General features: G+C 70.3%; 13 protein-coding genes. 5 read left to right on the top strand and 8 right to left on the bottom strand.

Going from position 1 to position 17,881, the window contains the following annotated elements; translation table 11 throughout:
- Nucleotides 1–171 precede the first annotated feature (171 nt).
- From FHT37_RS13555 to FHT37_RS13540, 4 genes are all read right to left on the bottom strand, one after another.
- Nucleotides 172–2,106: a Cache 3/Cache 2 fusion domain-containing protein gene (locus tag FHT37_RS13555; protein ID WP_183482046.1), complete on the bottom strand. Its 1,935-nt coding sequence runs from the start codon at nucleotides 2,104–2,106 to the stop codon at nucleotides 172–174.
- A gap of 280 nt (nucleotides 2,107–2,386) precedes the next feature.
- Complete coding sequence (locus tag FHT37_RS13550; RefSeq protein ID WP_183482043.1) at nucleotides 2,387–3,424, bottom strand: tripartite tricarboxylate transporter substrate binding protein; 1,038 nt, start codon at nucleotides 3,422–3,424, stop codon at nucleotides 2,387–2,389.
- Between the two features lie 73 nt (nucleotides 3,425–3,497).
- Complete coding sequence (locus FHT37_RS13545) at nucleotides 3,498–4,013, bottom strand: hypothetical protein (RefSeq protein WP_183482040.1); 516 nt, start codon at nucleotides 4,011–4,013, stop codon at nucleotides 3,498–3,500.
- Nucleotides 4,014–4,445: 432 nt separating this feature from the next.
- The gene (locus FHT37_RS13540) at nucleotides 4,446–6,482 is read right to left on the bottom strand and encodes a M13 family metallopeptidase (protein WP_183482037.1); all 2,037 of its coding nucleotides are present in this window, start codon (nucleotides 6,480–6,482) and stop codon (nucleotides 4,446–4,448) included.
- Between the two features lie 412 nt (nucleotides 6,483–6,894).
- Between FHT37_RS13540 and FHT37_RS13535 the strand changes: the two genes are divergently transcribed.
- The 3 genes from FHT37_RS13535 (at nucleotide 6,895) to ubiE (ending at nucleotide 10,152) form a co-directional block, all read left to right on the top strand.
- Entirely contained in the window at nucleotides 6,895–8,703 is a 1,809-nt protein-coding gene (locus tag FHT37_RS13535) for a S8 family peptidase (protein WP_183482034.1), read from the top strand.
- Nucleotides 8,704–8,915: 212 nt separating this feature from the next.
- Nucleotides 8,916–9,350: a gamma-butyrobetaine hydroxylase-like domain-containing protein gene (locus tag FHT37_RS13530; protein ID WP_091726263.1), complete on the top strand. Its 435-nt coding sequence runs from the start codon at nucleotides 8,916–8,918 to the stop codon at nucleotides 9,348–9,350.
- 70 nt (nucleotides 9,351–9,420) lie between these two features.
- A complete protein-coding gene (gene ubiE / locus FHT37_RS13525; RefSeq protein WP_183482032.1) occupies nucleotides 9,421–10,152 on the top strand; it encodes a bifunctional demethylmenaquinone methyltransferase/2-methoxy-6-polyprenyl-1,4-benzoquinol methylase UbiE in 732 nt (243 codons plus the stop codon).
- Nucleotides 10,153–10,268: 116 nt separating this feature from the next.
- Here ubiE and FHT37_RS13520 read toward each other — a convergent pair whose 3' ends face one another.
- Both FHT37_RS13520 and FHT37_RS13515 read right to left on the bottom strand, forming a co-directional pair.
- Nucleotides 10,269–10,523 carry a hypothetical protein gene (locus FHT37_RS13520; protein WP_091726258.1) on the bottom strand — a complete coding sequence of 85 codons (255 nt, stop codon included), beginning with the start codon at nucleotides 10,521–10,523 and terminating at the stop codon, nucleotides 10,269–10,271.
- 63 nt (nucleotides 10,524–10,586) lie between these two features.
- Complete coding sequence (locus tag FHT37_RS13515) at nucleotides 10,587–11,651, bottom strand: flavodoxin family protein (RefSeq protein ID WP_091726253.1); 1,065 nt, start codon at nucleotides 11,649–11,651, stop codon at nucleotides 10,587–10,589.
- Between the two features lie 360 nt (nucleotides 11,652–12,011).
- Here FHT37_RS13515 and FHT37_RS13510 point away from each other — a divergent pair, with 360 nt between their 5' ends.
- Nucleotides 12,012–12,731 carry a PEP-CTERM sorting domain-containing protein gene (locus FHT37_RS13510; protein ID WP_183482029.1) on the top strand — a complete coding sequence of 240 codons (720 nt, stop codon included), beginning with the start codon at nucleotides 12,012–12,014 and terminating at the stop codon, nucleotides 12,729–12,731.
- Between the two features lie 22 nt (nucleotides 12,732–12,753).
- A complete protein-coding gene (locus FHT37_RS13505; protein ID WP_183482026.1) occupies nucleotides 12,754–15,228 on the top strand; it encodes a CehA/McbA family metallohydrolase in 2,475 nt (824 codons plus the stop codon).
- Nucleotides 15,229–15,376: 148 nt separating this feature from the next.
- On the opposite strand, the gene FHT37_RS13500 is transcribed toward FHT37_RS13505, so the two are convergent.
- Nucleotides 15,377–16,897 carry a TolC family protein gene (locus FHT37_RS13500; protein ID WP_183482986.1) on the bottom strand — a complete coding sequence of 507 codons (1,521 nt, stop codon included), beginning with the start codon at nucleotides 16,895–16,897 and terminating at the stop codon, nucleotides 15,377–15,379.
- A gap of 8 nt (nucleotides 16,898–16,905) precedes the next feature.
- Entirely contained in the window at nucleotides 16,906–17,790 is an 885-nt protein-coding gene (locus FHT37_RS13495) for an HlyD family secretion protein (RefSeq protein WP_091726242.1), read from the bottom strand.
- Nucleotides 17,791–17,881 lie beyond the last annotated feature (91 nt).

Genomic DNA, 17,881 nt, shown 5'->3' with positions numbered 1-17,881 from the left:
CGCAAGCGGGGAGAGGGAGAAGTTGCCACCGCGGCTTGCAGCCAGCGCGCTCGCCCGATGACTCCCTCTCCCGCAAGCGGGCGAGGGTGTTCTACCGAGCAGGCGCCGCTGATGCATTACCCCCTCTCCCGCTTGCGGGAGAGGGCAGGGGTGAGGGCCAGCAGCCGTGGATCAGACCCGGAACTGGCCGACCTGCTCCACCAGCCGATGCGCCTGCTCCAGCAGGCTCTCGGCGGCGGCCGTGCTTTCCTCGACCAGCGCGGCGTTCTGCTGCGTGCCCTGGTCCAGCTGCGCCACGGCGCCGTTGATGCGCGTCACGCCCTGCGACTGCTCGCGGGCCGCGGTGGAGATCTCGCCAATGATGTCGGTCACGCGCTTGACGCTGGCCACGATGTCCCGCATCGCCTCGCCCGTGTCGCCCACCAGCTTGGCGCCGGACTCGACCCGCTCGCCGCTGGCCGTGATCAGCGCCTTGATCTGCTTGGCGGCCTCCGCGCTGCGCTGCGCCAGCTGACGCACCTCCGCGGCCACGACCGCGAAACCGCGGCCCTGCTCGCCGGCGCGCGCCGCCTCTACGGCGGCATTCAGCGCCAGGATGTTGGTCTGGAACGCGATCGAGTCGATCGTGCCGATGATGTCGCCGATCTGGCGGCTGGCCGTGCTGATCTCGTCCATCGTGGTCACCACCTGCGCGACCACGTTGCCACCGCGCTGGGCCGCGCGGTCGGACTCGCCGACCAGCTGATGCGCCTGCGCGGCCGACGCCGCCGTCTGGCTCATGGAACTGGCGAGCTCCTCGAGCGCCGACGCGGTTTCCTGCAGATGGCTGGCCGACTGCTCGGTCCGCGAGGACAGGTCGCGGCTACCGGCGGCGACTTCGGCGGAAGCCGTGCCGATGGAATCGCTGGCCTGGCGCACCTCGTTGATCGTGCGCGACAGCTGCAGCCGCATGCGCTCGACGCCCGCGGCGAGCGCGCCCAGGTCATCCTGCTGGCGCACGAGGACCGGCCGCGTCAGGTCGCCATTGGCGACCGCGCCGACGGCCTCGTTCAGGTCGGCCAGCGGCTGGCCCACCCAGCGACCCAGCATCCAGGTCACGCCCAGGCCGAGCAGCACCACCGTCGCCAGCATCAGGCCCCAGAGCACCCACAGCGTGGTGTTGTGCGCTGCCAGCGCCTGCGCGCGCGAGGCTTCGGCGATCACCCACCAGCCGGTGGCCTGCGACTTGCGCGCCACCGCGAACGCGTCCTGGTAGCTGTCGCCGTAGACCGCCTGGACCTCCTCCAGCACGCCGTCGGCGTCCTCGGTCACCGTCTTGACGTAGCGCTCGGCCTGGTCGGCCGACATCAGCTCCGACAGCTTCTTGCCCTGGGCGCGCGGATGCGCGCGCAGCAGCGCGTCGGCCGGCGTCTTGCCCGGATCGAGCAGGTACATCCCGCCGCTGCCGTAGAGCTTGACCGCGTCGGCCATCTTGACCAGTTCCTGGTGCAGCCCGCGCATGTCGAAGCCGATGTACAGGATGCCGACGACCTTGCCGCCCGCGTCCTTGATCGGCGAGTAGCGCGTCATGTAGGGCACCTTGAACAGCGTCGCCGGCCCGACATAGGTCTCGCCGGCCGCGAGCTTGGCGTAGGCTGCGCCGGCGCGGTCCAGCGTCGTGCCGACCGCGCGCGAGCCGTCTTCCTTCTTCACCGAGGTGGTGATGCGGATGAAGTCGTCCGTGCCCTTGCGCGCGAAGATCGTCGCGTTGCCGCCGGTCAGGCGCGTGAAGCGGTCCACCGCGTCGAAGTTGCCATTGAGCTTCTGGCCGTTGAAGGCCAGCTCGCCGTCGCCTTCCAGCGTGAAGGCCCCACCGGCGAAGTCGCCCGCCAGCACGTCGTACAGCCGGTTGGCCGAGTCGCGCGCGGTGCGGTCCAGCGCGTCGGCGACGCGGGCGACCGACGAGGCCTCGGCCGACATGTAGTCCAGCGTGCGCTGCTGCGCCTGGTTGGTCAGCACCCAGGACAGGGCGCCGCAGATGACGATCAGCAGCGCCGCGATCGCGACGCTCGACCAGATGGAAACGCGACGGGCCACCGTCGCGCGAACGGCGTTGTTGTTGTTCATGACAGGACGGCCGCGTCGCCGCGGGCGGGAGTGAGGGGAGGTCTCCTGGCGCGTCGTTGTCGTTTTGTCTTTGCGCCCGGTCAAACTTTATTCCGCTTGGGCCGTGCCGCGCAGCTTTCGAAGCCCGCACTTCAAGGGAAAACCCGCAGCTATTCGATCCCCCCGTGAAGTAATGCGCGGCCGTCTTCCGAGGGGAGGACAGCGCTATCGCCCGCGCGACGGCGACCGACCGGGCGGTCGGCTTTTCCTGAAGATCGCCCCGCAGCGGCGCCGGCCGCCCTCACTCGGCGGAGATGCCGCGGCTGCGGATCAGCGCATGCCACTTCTGGGTCTCGGCCTGGATGAAGCGCGCGAGGGACGCCGCGTCGCCGGGCGCGACCTCCAGGCCGAAATCTTCGAGCCGGGCCTTCAGGTCGGGCTGGGCCAGCGCCTTCGCCAGCTCCGCGCCCAGGCGCGAGACGATCGCCTCCGGCGTGCCCTTGGGCACGAACAGGCCCTGCCAGGCGCTGACCTCCACGCCGCTGATGCCGGTCTCGTCGAAGCTGGGCACGTCGGGCAGCGCGGCGATGCGCCGCGGCGCGAGCACCGCCAGCGCCTTGAGCTTGCCGGCGCGCAGGTGGGGCAGCGCGGCGGCGGTGTCCAGGATGCCCATCGGCACCACGCCGGCGATCAGGTCCTGGGTCGAGAAGGCCGTGCCGCGATAGGGCACGTGGACGATGTAGCTGTGGGTGCGGTCCTTCAGCAGCTCCATCGCCAGGTGGTGCGGGCTGCCGACGCCGGGCGACGCGTAGCTGTACTTGCCGGGCTTGGCCTTGATGGTCTCGAGCCACTGCTTCGCGCTGGTGAAGCCGGCGCCCGGGTTCACCACCAGCAGCAGCGGGAAGCGGGCCATGAAGCCGACCGGCGCGAAGTCCGACGGCGCGTAGGGCAGCTTCCTGTAGAGCGCGCTGTTGAAGACCATCGCGCCGTTGTCGCCGGTCAGGATCGTGTAGCCGTCGGGCGGCGACTTCGCGGCGTTGTCGGTGCCGATGATGCCGGCCGCGCCGGGCTTGTTGTCGATGACCAGGGTCTGGCCGAGCGCCTTGCCCAGCACCGGCGCGAGCTGGCGGGCGAGGAAGTCCGAACCGCCGCCCGCCGGGTAGGCCACGACCCAGCGCACCGGCCGGCTCGGCCAGCTGTCCGCGCGCGCCGCGCCGGGCCAGCCGAGCGCCGCGGCGCTGGCGCCGAGGGCACCGGTGATCAGCAGGGAGCGGCGCACGGCATCTGTGGCCGCATCGGTGGTCGCATCGGTGGCCGCATCGGTCTGATGGGTGGGCATGAAGGAGCTCTCCGGGTGGCGATGGCGGCCATCCTAGCCAGCCCCGCGAGCGCCCCCTTGGGGGACAACCCCATCAGCGCCCGTCGACCGCGGCCGCACTCGCCGCGATGTCGGCGGCGCCAGCGGCGGGCGGGGCCAGTTCCATCATCGCCACGCGCTGGTTCATGTCGCTGCCGCTGTCCTGGTTGCGGAACGCGATTTGCATCACGTAGAGCGTGTCGCGCTCGGCGCCCTGGCAGGCCAGGCTGCGCACCGCGCGACGCACGGCGGCCGCGTAGACCCAGGGGCCGCGGGACTGGTGGACGTCCGAGATGGTGCTGCCGTTGAGGCGGAAGCTCACCGTGGCCAGGCCTTCCTTGCCTTCGATGTACTGCTGCCGGGCCAGCCGGTCGAACAGCGCCTGGTCGACGCCGGGGCAGGTGGCGCGCACGTCGGTGCGCGGGATCTCGCCGGGGCGCCGGCCGGAGATCTCCACGCGCTGCAGGTCGTCGGGCGCGGCCTGCGCGGCGCCGGTGGCCAGCACGGCGAGGAGCGCGGCGAACGCGGCGCGGGCGAGGGTCGTGTGGGAGGGGCGGGTGGTCGCTTGCATGTCGTGCTCCTGAAGACGGGGGGACCGTCGTGGCGCGCTTCCTGGCGTCCATGCGATCGGTCTTTTTTCAGCGTAGGCAGCGCGGGCAGCGCCACCAAGCGGCGGGCGACCAAGCGTTGAAGGCGAGGGCTGGAGCGCCGCTTTGCCGCGACGAAACGCAGGCCGGCGCGATGAGCCGCGAATCGACTTTCCCCCGTATCCATCGGGTCAAAAGTCATGCTGGCCTCGGTCATCGATCGGCATATTGATCGGCATATCGATCGATGTGACACGCGCGTGGCAAGACCTGTCCCCACGCCCCGGCCCCGGCGATCCATGACTTCCGCCGACCCGTCCCGGAAGACAGGGGTCCCGAATGGCACGGGGCCCGCCACGCCTCACGGCGCGCGGGCCCCGCGACCACGACCCGGCGGGCCGCGGCGGACCTGCCGGTCACCAGACCTTGATCGGATCCGCGGCGACCATCGCATCGCCCGGCTTGCAGTCGAAGGCCTTGGCGAACTCCGGCATGTTGGACATCGGCGCGAGCACGCGGTACTTGCCCGGCGAATGCGGATCGGTGCGCAGCTGGTTCAGCAGCGCGGCTTCGCGCGACTTGTTGCGCCACACCAGCGCGTTGGACAGGAAGAAGCGCTGCTCGGGCGTGAAGCCGTCGATCTTGTCGGTCTTGCCGCTGCGACGCAGCGCGTTCTGCAGCGCGTCGAAGGCGATCGGCATGCCGGCCATGTCGGAGATGTTCTCGCCCAGCGTCAGCCGCCCGTTGATTGGCGTGCCCTTCACCGGCTCGTAGCGGCCGTAGAGCGCCACCACCCGGTCCGCGAGCGCCTGGTAGTGCTCCGCGTCCGAGGCGGTCCACCAGTCCCGCAGGCTGCCGATGCTGTCGAACTGGCGGCCGCGATCGTCGAAGTGGTGGACGATCTCGTGGCCGATCACCATGCCGATGCCGCCGTAGTTCACCGCGTCGTCGGCCTTGGCGTCGAAGAAGGGCGGCTGCAGGATGCCGGCCGGGAAGGTGATCTCGTTGAGGCCGCCCGCCTGCGCGTTGACGATGTGGGGCGACATCGTCCAGCGGGTGCGGTCGCTCGGGCGGTCCAGGTCCTTGATCTGCTCGCCGTGGAACCAGGCCGCCGCGCGCAGCTGGTTACCGGCGAAGTCCTTCGGATCCAGCGCCAGGCCCTCGAACCGGGGCCAGGTCGGCGGCGCGCCGATCTTGGGCTGCATCGCCTCGAGTTTCTCCAGCGCCTTGAGCTTGGTTTCCGGGCTCATCCAGCTCAGGCTCTGGATCCGCGTCTTCATCGCCGCCTTCACGTCGCCGATCAGCAGCGTCGCGCGGCGCTGCGCCTCGGGCGAGAAGGCCTTGGACACGAACAGCTCGCCCAGCGCCAGCCCCAGCGGGCTGCCGCCGGTGCGGCCGCCGATCATCAGGATGACCTCCTCGTCGCGCGGCGCGTGCTGCTCGAGCCCGTTGATGGCGACGCCGCGGTAGTCGAAATCGGCGTCCGCGAAGGCCTGGGGCAGGCGCGCGGCGCTGTTCTCGAGCACCCGCACCCGCAGGTAGGTCTGCCAGGTCGCCAGCGGGATGTGCTCGGCCATCAGCGCGACGCGGGTCATGAAGGTCGGCTGCGCCACGATCAGGCGCTCCACGCCGCCGGCGCGGGTGTCGCTGCGGGTCAGCGCCTTCAGGTAGGCCTCCCAGGCCAGGCCCGGCGCCTTCTCGGCCAGCTCCGGCGTCGTCATCGGGTTGTAGACCTTGAGCGGATCGCGCAGCTGCGCGCGCGGCACCGTGGCCTCGGCCAGCTGGGACTCGAAGCCCATCAGCGCGTCCAGCACCGCCGGCGTCGCCTCGAAGCCGGCCGAGGCCAGCAGCCGCTGCGCATACAGCCGGTAGGCGGCGCGCAGCTTCTTGGCGATGTCGGTGTCCTTGAAGTAGTCGTCGCGGTCGGGCAGGCCCAGGCCCGCCTGGCTCAGCGTCAGCACGTTGACCCGGGTGTTCTTGACGTCCGCCCGGACGAAGCTGCCCACCGGCGCGGCGATGCCGACGCGGCCCAGCTGCGCCAGCAGGTAGGGCAGGTCCTGCGCCGACTTCATCGACGCGATGCGGTCCAGCAGCGGCTTCACCGGTTTCAGGCCCTGGGCCTCGATCGCGGCCAGGTCCATGCCGCTGGCGTAATAGGCGGCGACCTGCTTCAGGCCCGGCGTCTTCTGCAGCGCCGGCTGGGCGACCAGTTCCGCGAGCGCCTGGCTCAGCAGCCGGTCGTTGGCCACGCGCAGCGCGTCGAAGCTGCCGATGCGGGTGCGGTTGGCCGGCAGCTCGGTGCGGTCGACCCAGGGGCCGTTCACGTAGTCATAGAAATCGGCGCAGGGCGAGACCTCGGTGGAGAAGCTCGCGACATCCAGCGCGCGGGCCGGCAGGGCGCTCAAGGCCAGGGCGGCGCCGGCCGCGACGGCGATCAGGCGTAGTGGAAACATGGTTATTTGTCACCAATGTGTGGCGAAAACGACAAGCCGCACAGGCTAAACGAGCCCCTTTTGCCCCGCCATCGGCGCCGTCCCGCGGATGGCTTTCGGCATCCCGGGCACGCCGTTCGCGCAGCCTCGCAAACTGCGCGCAAACCTTACGAATCAGTCCTTTAGCTGTAAGAAAGGGGCGATTGACGGATCAAAGTGAGCATTTCGACACAAAACGGTTATAGGGGTATTCCTTCCTGTTAACTGTTGCAGGGGGGGCGGTTGTCGCCCGATCAGCTTCCTACACTGCGCCGCACACCGCTCGGATTGGGCCGATCGGCGTGCCCCGCCAGAGGTGCCAACGCGCCAGGGCGTCGGGCTTGGCGGACGTCGGGGAACCTGGCGTCGTTGGAAAACTCTGGAGATGACAAGCATGTTGCGATTGAACAAGCTCAGCTGCGCGCTGGCTCTGGGTCTCGTCACGATGGGCGCGGCCCAGGCGGGCGTGTCGTCGGTGGATGTGGACAAGGCCCCGCGGGAACTGAGCAGCCAGACCGACCGGCTGATCGTGAAATACAAGGACGGCAGCACCGTCGTGCAAGGGCGCCTGGGCGCCGCCGTCCAGGCGCAGCCGCTGGCCAGCGACGCCATCGGCGCCCGCACCGAGCGCCTGCAGCAGCTGGCCGCGCCGCTGGGCACCCGGCTGTCGCTGGTGCGTCAGATGGGCACCGGCGCCCACGTGTTCCGGCTGGACCGCCGGATGAGCATCGAGCAGCTGCGTGAACTCGGCGAGCGCATCAAGGCGCAGGACGCCAACGTCGAGTACGTCGAGCCCGACCGCAAGATGTACGCGATGTTCACGCCCAACGACACGAGCTACAACTCGCAGTGGGACCTGTTCGACAGCGTCGGCGGCATCCGTGCCCCCGCCGCCTGGGACCAGGCCACCGGCACCGGCGTCGTGGTGGCGGTCATCGACACCGGCTACCGGCCGCATGCGGACCTGTCCGGCCAGATCGTCGCGGGCTACGACATGATCTCGGACACCGCCGTCTCGGTGGACGGCAACGGCCGCGACAACGACCCCAGCGACCCCGGCGACTACAGCGCCGCCAACGAGTGCCAGGCCGGCGATCCAGCCTCGACCTCGAGCTGGCACGGCACCCACGTGGCCGGCACGATCGCGGCCAAGACCAACAACGCGCTGGGCGTGGCGGGCATCGCCTTCAACGCCAAGGTCCAGCCGGTCCGTGTGCTGGGCAAGTGCGGCGGCTACACCTCCGACATCGCCGACGGCATCACCTGGGCCTCGGGCGGCAGCGTGTCCGGCCTGCCGGCCAACGCGACGCCGGCCAAGGTGCTGAACCTGTCGCTGGGCGGCGGCGGCGCCTGCGGTACCACGACCCAGACGGCCATCAACGGCGCCCGTTCGCGCGGCGCCAGCGTGATCGTCGCGGCGGGCAACGAGAACCAGAACGCCTCCAACTCCAACCCGGCGAACTGCTCCGGCGTGGTGGCGGTGGCGGCCACCGACCGCTACGGCGCCCGCGCGTACTACTCGAACTACGGCTCGATCGTGGCGCTGGCGGCCCCTGGCGGCGACGTGCGCTCCAGCGCCAGCAACGGCATCCTGTCGACGCTGAACGCCGGAACCAGCACGCCGGGCGCGGACAGCTACGCGTACTACCAGGGCACCTCGATGGCCACGCCGCACGTGGCCGGCGTCGCGGCGCTGATGTACAGCGCCAAGCCCACGGCCACGCCGGACGAGATCACGGCCGCGCTCAAGAGCAGCGCCCGCGCCTTCCCGGGCACCTGCAGCCAGTGCGGCAGCGGCCTGCTGGACGCCAACGCGGCGGTCACCGCGATCAAGGGCGGCGGTGGTGGCGGCGGCACGGTCGCCGAGGTCGAGCCCAACGACAGCCGCACCGCGCCGCAGACGATCAGCGCCCCGGCCACGGTGACCGGCAGCCTGTCGACCTCCGACACCAATGACTACTTCAAGATCACGCTCCCGGCCGGCAAGACCCTGAGCGCGAGCTTGACGCCGGCCAGCGGCAAGGACTTCGACCTGTACCTGCAAAGCAGCACCGGCTCGCAGCTCCGTGCCAGCGAGAACGCCGCCGGCGCGGTCGACAGCTTCACCTACACGAACAGCGGATCGACCTCGATCACCGTGTACGTGCGGGTCCTCTACTACTCGGGCACCAGCGGGACCTACTCGCTGGGCCTGAGCTGGTAAGGAGCCGCCAACCAGGTTTGCCACTCTCCTCGTTTGGTAAGCCGGGTGCCTCGGGCCCGAACGGGGCTCCCGTTGAATCCCGCCGGTGCAAGCCGGCGGGATTTTTTTCATTCCCCCGGCGGGGAGGAGGGGCGGCCGCTCCCCCGGAAGGGGCCGCTACACTGCGGGGCTTGACCTCCCGCGCGCTCGCCGCGCCGCACCGCGCTTTCCCCATGGCCGGCCTCGACTCCACCACCCCGCTCCCCACCGACATCGTCGTGCACCAGCAGTCCAAGGTGCTGGAACTCGCTTTCAGCGACGGCGCGCGCTTCCGCATCCCGTTCGAGCTGATGCGGGTGTACAGCCCGTCGGCGGAGGTCCAGGGCCACGGCCCCGGCCAGGAGACGCTGCAGACCGGCAAGCGCGAGGTGTCCATCGTCGCGGTGCAGCAGGTGGGCCATTACGCGCTGCAGCCGCTGTTCTCCGACGGCCATGAGAGCGGCCTGTTCACCTGGGCCTATCTCTATGAGCTGGGTCGCGACCAGGACCGCCTGATGCGCGAGTACGAAGACAAGCTGGCCGCCGCGGGCCTGGACCGCGACGCGCCGATGCCGGCGAAGGCGGCCGGTGGCCATTCGCATGGCGGCGGCGCTTGCGCCAGCCATTGACCGGCGTCGACGACCGGCCGACCGCCTTGTCGCCATCGCCCCGACGCCCCCCATTCAGCAGGACATCCCCATGAGCTCCACCCATTTCGGCTTCGAGACCGTCGACGAGACCGCCAAGGCCCGGCGCGTGCGCGGCGTGTTCGACTCGGTCGCTTCGCGCTACGACGTCATGAACGACCTGATGTCGATGGGCCTGCACCGCGCCTGGAAGCGCTACACGCTGGCCGTGGCCAACCTCAAGCCGGGCGACCGCGTGCTGGACATCGCCGGCGGCACCGGCGACATGGCGCGGCTGTTCGCGAAGAAGGTCGGCGAGCGCGGCATGGTCGTGCACACCGACATCAACGAGGCGATGCTGCGCACCGGCCGCGAGCGTCTGATCGACGAGGGCCTGGTGCTGCCCACCAACCTTTGCGACGCCGAGGCGCTGCCCTACAAGGACGGCTCCTTCGACCTGGTCTGCGTGGCCTTCGGCCTGCGCAACATGACCCACAAGGACAAAGCGCTGGCCGAGATGAACCGCGTGCTGCGTCCCGGCGGCCGGCTGCTGGTGCTGGAGTTCTCGCAGGTGGCTGAGCCGCTGCGCAAGCCTTACGACTGGTACTCCTTCAAGGTGCTGCCGCGCATCGGGTCGCTGATCGCCGGCGATGCGGACAGCTACCGCTACCTCGCCGAGTCCATCCGCATGCACCCGCCGCAGGCCGAGCTCAAGGCGCTGATGAAGAGCGTCGGTTTCGGCCATGTCGACGTGCACAACCTGACCGGGGGCGTCGTGGCCCTGCATGCCGGCATCAAGTGCTGACCTGGCCTGGCCCGGCGCTGCGGCGCCATCGCCATCGCCATCGCCATGAAGAGGGCCCCAATAGGGGCCCTTTGCTTTTGGGCTGCCGCCCCGGAGGGCGCCGAGCAGCGCGGGCGTCAGCAGGGCGACTTCCACTCCCTCAATTCGGTGGCGAGGATGGGATGTCCGTCCTCCTCCGCGCGGCGGGCGAGCTCGTCGACGTTGCGGTCGTTGACGTATTCATGACCGACGCCCTTCACGAGCTGGCCGTAGACGCTGTCGAGGTCGTCGGCATCGATTTCGGCATCGGTGGTGGGAAAGGGTGGCACGTCGGCCGGCAGTTCGGGCCGGAGTTGCTGCGTCGATCGGGAGGGCGAGTGGGAAGCGGCCATCGGAGTGCTCCTTGAGTCCAAGAGGTCGTGGAAGGGGAGGTCGTGCGGAATGGCAAGCCGCCGTCATTTCGGGCGGACGGCCTTGCGATTGGAACGGGGCAGCTTTCCCTCCCGCAACTGCTTGACCGCGTCGCCGACGAGGTCGGCCACCAGCCGGACCTCGCGCTGCAGGGCCTCGTCGCGGTCCAGCGCCTCGTGGCTGTCGTAGTAGGGCGCGTAGTAGCCGAGGTAGCGGTCCAGCCGGGACAGGTCGCCGGCGTCCACCAGGCCCATCCAGTCGAGCCAGTCGCCCAGGTTGCGGCGCTGCGCCTCGACGCCGGCCACGTCGCCGTGGACGACCAGGCCGTAAACCCGCCCCTCGAGGTGCTTCGGGTAGTGCCAGCCGCGGGCCTCGATCGCCTTGGCCTCCTCGACACGCTTGCCGTGGGTGGAGGTCGGGTCCGGGTTGCCGCCGTCGGCGCAGACCAGGCGGTCGATCATCAGCTTCAGCGCGCTGGGTGACTGATACCAATAGGTGGGGGTGAAGAGGATCACCCCATGGGCGGAGACCCAGCGCTCGTAGATCTCGTTCATCCAGTCGCTGGACTGGCCCAGCGCATGGTTCGGATAACAGCTGCAGGGCCAGTGGCACAGCGGCATCGCGGTGGAGACGCAGCCCTTGCAGGGATGGATCTCGCGCCCGTATTCCGACGTCATCAGGCTGAGGTCCAGCACGTCGACGATGAGGTCGCGGCGGCCGAGCTGTTCCTTCGCGAGCTGCGTCAGGCGCCAGGTCTTGGACATCTCGCCGGGGCAGGAGCCATCGTTGCGGTCGCTGCCGCAGACCAGCAGCACCCGCGAACGAGTGGCCGGATCGGCCCAGCGCTGCTGGGCCTGCTTCAGCCGTTGGTGGGTGTCGAGCCACTCGACCGAGGCCTCGTAGTCAGGATCCTGGAAACCGTTGCCGGCGCGCCGGGTGATCGGCGCCTTGCGGCCATCCTTCATCGCCTGCCAGGCGATGGTCTCCAGTCGCGCGATGGCCTCATGCTCGACGCGGTAGGCCGGATCCATGAACCGCCGCATGAAGCGCTCGTGGAATTGCTCGCGGGTCAATTCCGCCGGCTGCTGGCCTTTGCGGATCTCGGTCATCGACGGTCCTGGAGTGACGATGCGCCCAGTATTCGAGGCCCTGCGCCGACCGGTCGTCGGACGAGCGCGGGTTGTCAGGCGGGCCTCGTCCTACGCGGTGCCCACCTTGGGGCGAGCTGCACCGGCCCCGGACAAGGCCGCGTGACCCGCACCGCGACCGTGCGGGCACCCCCCTCGAATGCGGGGTGCGGCATTCCCTCCTCCGGGCTTCCCCGCAACCTGCTTGTCACCAAGCGACCCTACGCTCCGCCCGTTCCATTGCTGCGCCAAGTCAAGCGCACAAGCTCACATTTGCTGACAAAGTTTTGCCGTAAACGTTTGCGCAAACATTTGTTTTAACTATTGACGTCGAGGGTCGCCATGCATCTGAAATCCATCCTGCTCGCCGCCGGGCTGCTGCTCGCCGGGGTGGCCCAGGCCGACACCGTCGCGCTGTGGGGCTTCAATCCCGACCGCACCGGCACGCCGACCACCAAGCCGACCTACACCGACCATGGCGGCGCGTTCTTCAGCACGGTGGGCAACGTCACCACCACCTTCGCCAGCCAGTCGGGCTCGTCCGACACCACCGCGGGCAGCTCCGCGCTGAACAGCTCGGGCTATGCGGCGCAGGGCACCGGCGACCGGACGACCGGCGTGCAGTTCTCGGTCGACACCTCCGGCTTCCAGGACATCGTCCTGACCTTCGACCAGCGCAACAGCGGCACCGCGTCCGCCTGGACGGCGCTGCGCTACACCATCGACGGCGAGAACTGGGTCGAGGCGACCACCTTCCGCATGGTGCGCGACAGCGTCTTCGTGAAGGGCCTGGGCTTCGACTTCTCCGACATCGCCGGCGTCGACGACAACGCCAACTTCGCGGTGCAGCTGGTCAGCATGTTCGCGCCCAACACGCAGGCGTATGCCGGCACCAGCAGCAACTACGGCACCGCCGGGACCATCCGCTACGACATGGTCCAGTTCGCCGGCTCGCTGATCCCCGAAGTCGTGCCGGAAGTTCCGGAGCCCGCCTCGATTGCGCTGACCCTGGCCGCCCTGGGCGCGATGGGCGTCGTGGTCCGCCGCCGCAAGCAAGCCTGATCAAGACCAAGGAGCCTTCCCCATGAGAGTCCGTGCCCTGATTGCCCTGACCGGTCGCGCCGCGCTGCGCGTCACCACGCTGAGCGCGATGGCCGTCGTGCTGACCGCCTGCGGCGGCGGTCTCAACGGCGGCGACAAGTCGTCCGCGCAGCCGCAAGCCGCGGCGCCGGATGACCGCGCGACCGCGCAGGTCGCCGATCCGGCGGCCAAGTACCCCGACCACCACGAGTTCGACGCCGCCCTCGACGTGCCCTTCACCGGCGCCGAGGCCACCGGCGCGCGCGCCTTCAAGGTCCACCTGGACTACGTCGGCGCGCCCGCGGGCACGCTGCTGGCCTATCGCGTCGAGCTGCGCGCCCCGGGCGGCGCGCTGGTCAAGCGCTGGAGCGGTGTCGAGTCCTATGCCGGCGACGTGCGCACGGTCACGCTGGACTGGGCCGGCCGCGGCGACGCGGGCCTGGCCGATGGCGTCTACACCGCGACGCTGACCGCGCTCAGCGCCAAGGCGGGCACGGCGCTGAAGGCCAGCGGCGCGGACGCGCAGTTCGCGGAGATCCTGGCCGCGCAGCAGTCGGGCGACAGCCACGGCCATGCGGTCGAGCAGAGCTGGAACTTCGCCGTCGGCAAGCCGGCCAAGGTCGCGATGGGCACGCTGCGTCCGCTGGCGATGGGCGCCACCGGCGAGGCCGACCAGCGCGTGCGCGCGCAGTCGGCGGCGGTGGGCGCGGGCTCCTGGCCCTACACCATCTACTACGGCAGCTTCCACGGCCAGACCAACGACTCCGACGGCGGCGGCGCGATCGGCAGCTGCAACTCGTCGCAGCCGGCGCAGAGCGGCGCCTACGGCCCCGACGTCGCCTTCCCGTATGCGAAGGACGCCGGGCTGGACATCTTCGCCAACACCGACCACAACCACTACTACGACGGCTCGTCCAGCACCAACACCAGCGGCAGCGCCACCGCGGCCAAGGCGCGCTACCAGCGCGGCCTGCAGATCGCGGCGGATGTCACCGCGGCCAACCCCGGCTTCCTGGCGATGTACGGCATGGAGTGGGGCGTCATCAGCAACGGCGGCCACCTGAACATCTTCAACAGCAACGAGCTGTTCTCGTGGGAGTACAACGCGCAGAACGAGCTCTTCGGCGATCGCTACATCGCCAAGAACGACTACGCGACGCTGTACTCGGTGATGCGCGCGCAGGGCCTGGTGGGGCAGTTCAACCATCCGGACTCGAGCGGCCAGTTCATCATCAACGGCACCGACATGGCCTACAGCGCCGACGGTGACGAGGTGATGGTGATGGCGGAGGTGATGAACACCTCGGCCTTCTCGTCCAACACGAGCGAGAGCGAGACCTCGCGCAGCTCCTACGAGGGCTCGTGGAAGAAGCTGCTGGAGCGAGGTTTCCACGTGGCGCCGGCGACCAACCAGGACAACCACTGCGCCAACTGGGGCAAGTCCTACACCAACCGGACCGCCGTGCTGATCCCGACCGGCACCGCGCTGAGCAAGGCCGCGCTGGTCGACGCGCTGAAGGCGCGCCGCGTCTTCGCGACGATGGACAAGCAGTCGCAGCTGATCTTCAGCGCCAACGGCCGGATCATGGGCGAGCGCTTCGACAACGCGGGCGCGCTGGCGCTCAATGTCGGCTTCTACAACCCGAGCGGCCGCACGGTGGTGTCGACCGAGATCTGGGAAGGCGTGCCGGGCCGCAACGGCACGGTCACGCTGCTGGGCAGCAACCCGACGGCGACCATCACGCCGGCCAACGGCAAGCACTTCTACTACGCCAAGGTCACGCAGGACGACGGCAAGGTGCTGTGGTCCGCGCCGATCTGGGTCAACCAGGGCGTCAGCGGCGGCGACACCACGCCGCCCTCGGTGACCGCGGCGGTGAACGGCACCAGCGGCACGATCACCTTCTCCGCCACGGCGAGCGACAACGTCGGCGTGACGCAGGTGGAGTTCTGGCTGGACGGCGCGCTGCGCGAGGTCGACGCCACGGCGCCGTATTCGATCGCGGTCAACTCGACGCAGCTGACCAACGGCACGCACAGCCTGGTGGCCAAGGCCTATGACGCGGCGGGCAACACGACGACCTCCGCGCCGGTGAGCTTCAACGTCAACAACGTGGTCGACGCGGCGGACGAGGTGGAGCCCAACAACACGATCTCCGCGGCCAACGCGGTCGGCAGCCGCAACCAGCTGACCGGCTTCATCGGCAGCGCCAGCGACGTCGACTTCTTCAAGGTCACGCTGGCTGCGAACCAGCGGCTGCGCGTCGACATGACCGGGCCGACCTCGTCGAGCATCGATTACGACCTGTACGTGGTGAGGTCGACGGGCACGGGCCTGGCGCGCTCGGAGGCGGTGGGCAGCACCGAGTCGCTGACGTACCAGAACGGCACGAGCGCGCAGACGGTCTACATCAAGGTGATGTCGTATGCCGGCTCGAGCACCACGTCCCCGTACAAGCTGACCATCAGCTACCCCTGAAGCCGCGACGGGCGCACCGCCCGTCCGCCTTCCCGCCTTGAAGAGAGCAGCCGCACGCAGCGCTGCTCTCTTTTTCTTTCTCCCTCTCCCGCTTGCGGGAGAGGGCAGGGGTGAGGGCCAGCAGCCGACGAAGTGCAGCCGCCGCCCGCTACTGCACGCTGGTCGACTCCTCCACTTCCCACCCGCCGCCCAGCGCCAGGAACAGCTGGACCTGCTCGTCGATCAACGCGGCCTCCGACGCCGCCAGCGCCGCATCGCTTGCGGCCAGCGCGCGCTCCGCGTCCAACGCCTCCAGATAGCCGACCTTGCCGCCCTGGTACAGCCGCCGCGCCTGCCCCGCCACCGTCGCCGCCTCGTCGCGCGAAGCCTGCAGCGCCGCGCGCCGGTCCAGTTCTCGCGCGTACTGATTGAGCGCCGTCTCGGTCTCCCGCAACGCATTCAACACGACGCCATCGAATCTGGCCGCCGCCTGCCGCGTGCCCGCCTCGGCCTGCGCGATGCGCGCATCGGCGACGCCGTTGCTCGGCATCGTCCACGAGATCAGCGGCCCGAGGCTCCAGCTCAGCGTGTCGCTCCTGCCGAACCCGGCCAGCGTGCCTGCCGAGCCCGCCGACACGCCCAGCGTGATCTTCGGATACCGGTCCGCGATCGCCACGCCGATGCGCGCCGTCGCCGCATGCAGCTCCCGCTCGGCCTGGCGGATGTCGGGTCGCCGGCGCAGCAGCGCGGCGCCATCCCCGACCGGGATCGTGCCGGCGACGCGCGGCGCGAGGTGGCATTCGGCCAGCCCGCGCGGGAAGTCGGCCGGCAGCTCGCCGGTCAACGTGGCCAGCCGATACAGCGCCGACTGCCGCTGCGCCAGCAGCGGCGGCAACGCCGCCTGCAGCTGCTGGAGCTGGCTGCGCGCACGCGCCGCGTCGATGTCGCCGACCCGGCCCGCGCGCTGCAGCCGCTCGGTGACCGACACGGCCTCGCGCTGCAGGTCCACCGAGTGCCGCGCCGACGCCAGTCGCTGCCCCGTCGCGCAGGCCTCGGCATACGCGCGCGCCGTGCCGGCGGCCACGTTCACCTTCACGAGGTCCAGCGCCGCGGCGGCCGCTTCGGTGCTGGCGTGCGAGGACTCGATGGCGCGCCGGATCTGGCCGAAGAGATCGAGCTGGTACGACAGCCCGACGCCCGCGCTGTAGCGGAAGGTGTCTGGCGGCACGTAGTCCTTCTTCAGCATCGAGAGGCCCGACGGATGGCCGAAGCTGGGCCCGCCGTTGACGCTGATCGCGGGCCGCGCGCCGCCGCGCGCCTCGGACTCGAGGGCCTGGACCCGCTCGAGGTTGGCCGCTGCCTGTCGCAGGTCGGTGTTGCGCGCGAGCGCCTGCTCGACCAGCGCGTCGAGCGTCTGGTCGTGGAAGAGCCGCCACCAGTGCGGCGGCAGTGGCGCGTTGTCGAATGGCGCGGGCTTCGCTCCCGCCCCGCCGCCGTCCTGACCCTGACCCGGATCGGAGACCTCGCCGGCCCCGGCGGCCAGCGCGGCGCGTTGCTGCTCAAGGAAAGGCGCCGCTGCTGCGGGCTTCATGACGACGGCCTCCGCGGGCACCCGATAGTCCGGCCCCTTCGGCGCGGTCGAGCACGCCGCGAGCGCCGCCGCGGCCAGGATCACCAGCGCGTGCTTCATCGGACCGCTCACGATTTCGCTCCCCCAAGCACCTGCACCGTGACCGTCTGCCCGGCGACGAGCCGCTCGCCCTGCGGCAGCGGATCGAGCTTGACCCGCACCGGCACGCGCTGCGGTAGGCGGACCCAGTTGAAGGTCGGATTGACGCTGGGCAGTAGGTTCGCGCTGGTGCTGCGGTCGCGATCGGCGATGCCGGCCGAGAGGCTTTCCACGCGCCCCGTCAGCGCGCGGCTCGCGCCCATCGGCTTGACCTCGACGGCATCGCCGATGTGGATGCGCGCGAGCTTGGTCTCTTCGAAGTAGCCCTCGACGTAGAGCGAGTCCGCGTCGACCAGCGCGAGCACCGGATGCCCGGCGCTGGCGTAGGCGCCCTGGCGCAGGTCGAAGTTGGTGATCGTGCCGGAGGAGGGCGCGCGGATCTCGGCGCGCGCGAGGTTGAGCCGCGCCGCGTCCACCGCGACCTCGGCCTGCGCGACGGCGGCGCGCGCCTGCTCGGCGCGGCTGCGCGTCTGCTCGCGCGACTCCTGCGAGACCAGGCTGCCCAGGCCGCTGTTGCGCTCGGCCTCGCGCAGCGACTGCGCGAGCGCGACCTTCTGTGCGGCGAGCTGCGCCTGCGCCTGGCGCAGCGCGAGCTCGTACCGCGCGCGGTCGACCTCGAACAGCAGCGCGCCAGCGGCGACGCGCTGGTTGTCCTGCACCGGCACGGCGGTGACGAGGCCGGAGACGTCCGGCGCGATCTGCACGACGTTGGCGCGCACGCGGCCGTCGCGGGTCCAGGGCTGGAGCTCGTAGCGGTCCCAGAGCTGCTGGGCCGCCCACAGCGCGCCGCCGACGGCGGCCAGCGTGACGGCCATCGAGATCACGCGTCGCAAGGGAAAGGAGGAAGGCTTCATGTCGTCGGGGTCGGCCAGGCCGGCATCGTTGATTGGGAAAGGCCACGCCGCGGTGAGGCGATGCGCGACAGGGCGGTTTCAGCGGAGTCCG

The organism is Mitsuaria sp. BK037 (assembly GCF_014193045.1).
Lineage (GTDB): Bacteria > Pseudomonadota > Gammaproteobacteria > Burkholderiales > Burkholderiaceae_C > Roseateles.
The sequence above is the reverse complement of the archived record's forward strand: the minus strand, read 5'-3'. Positions and strand labels throughout refer to the sequence as shown.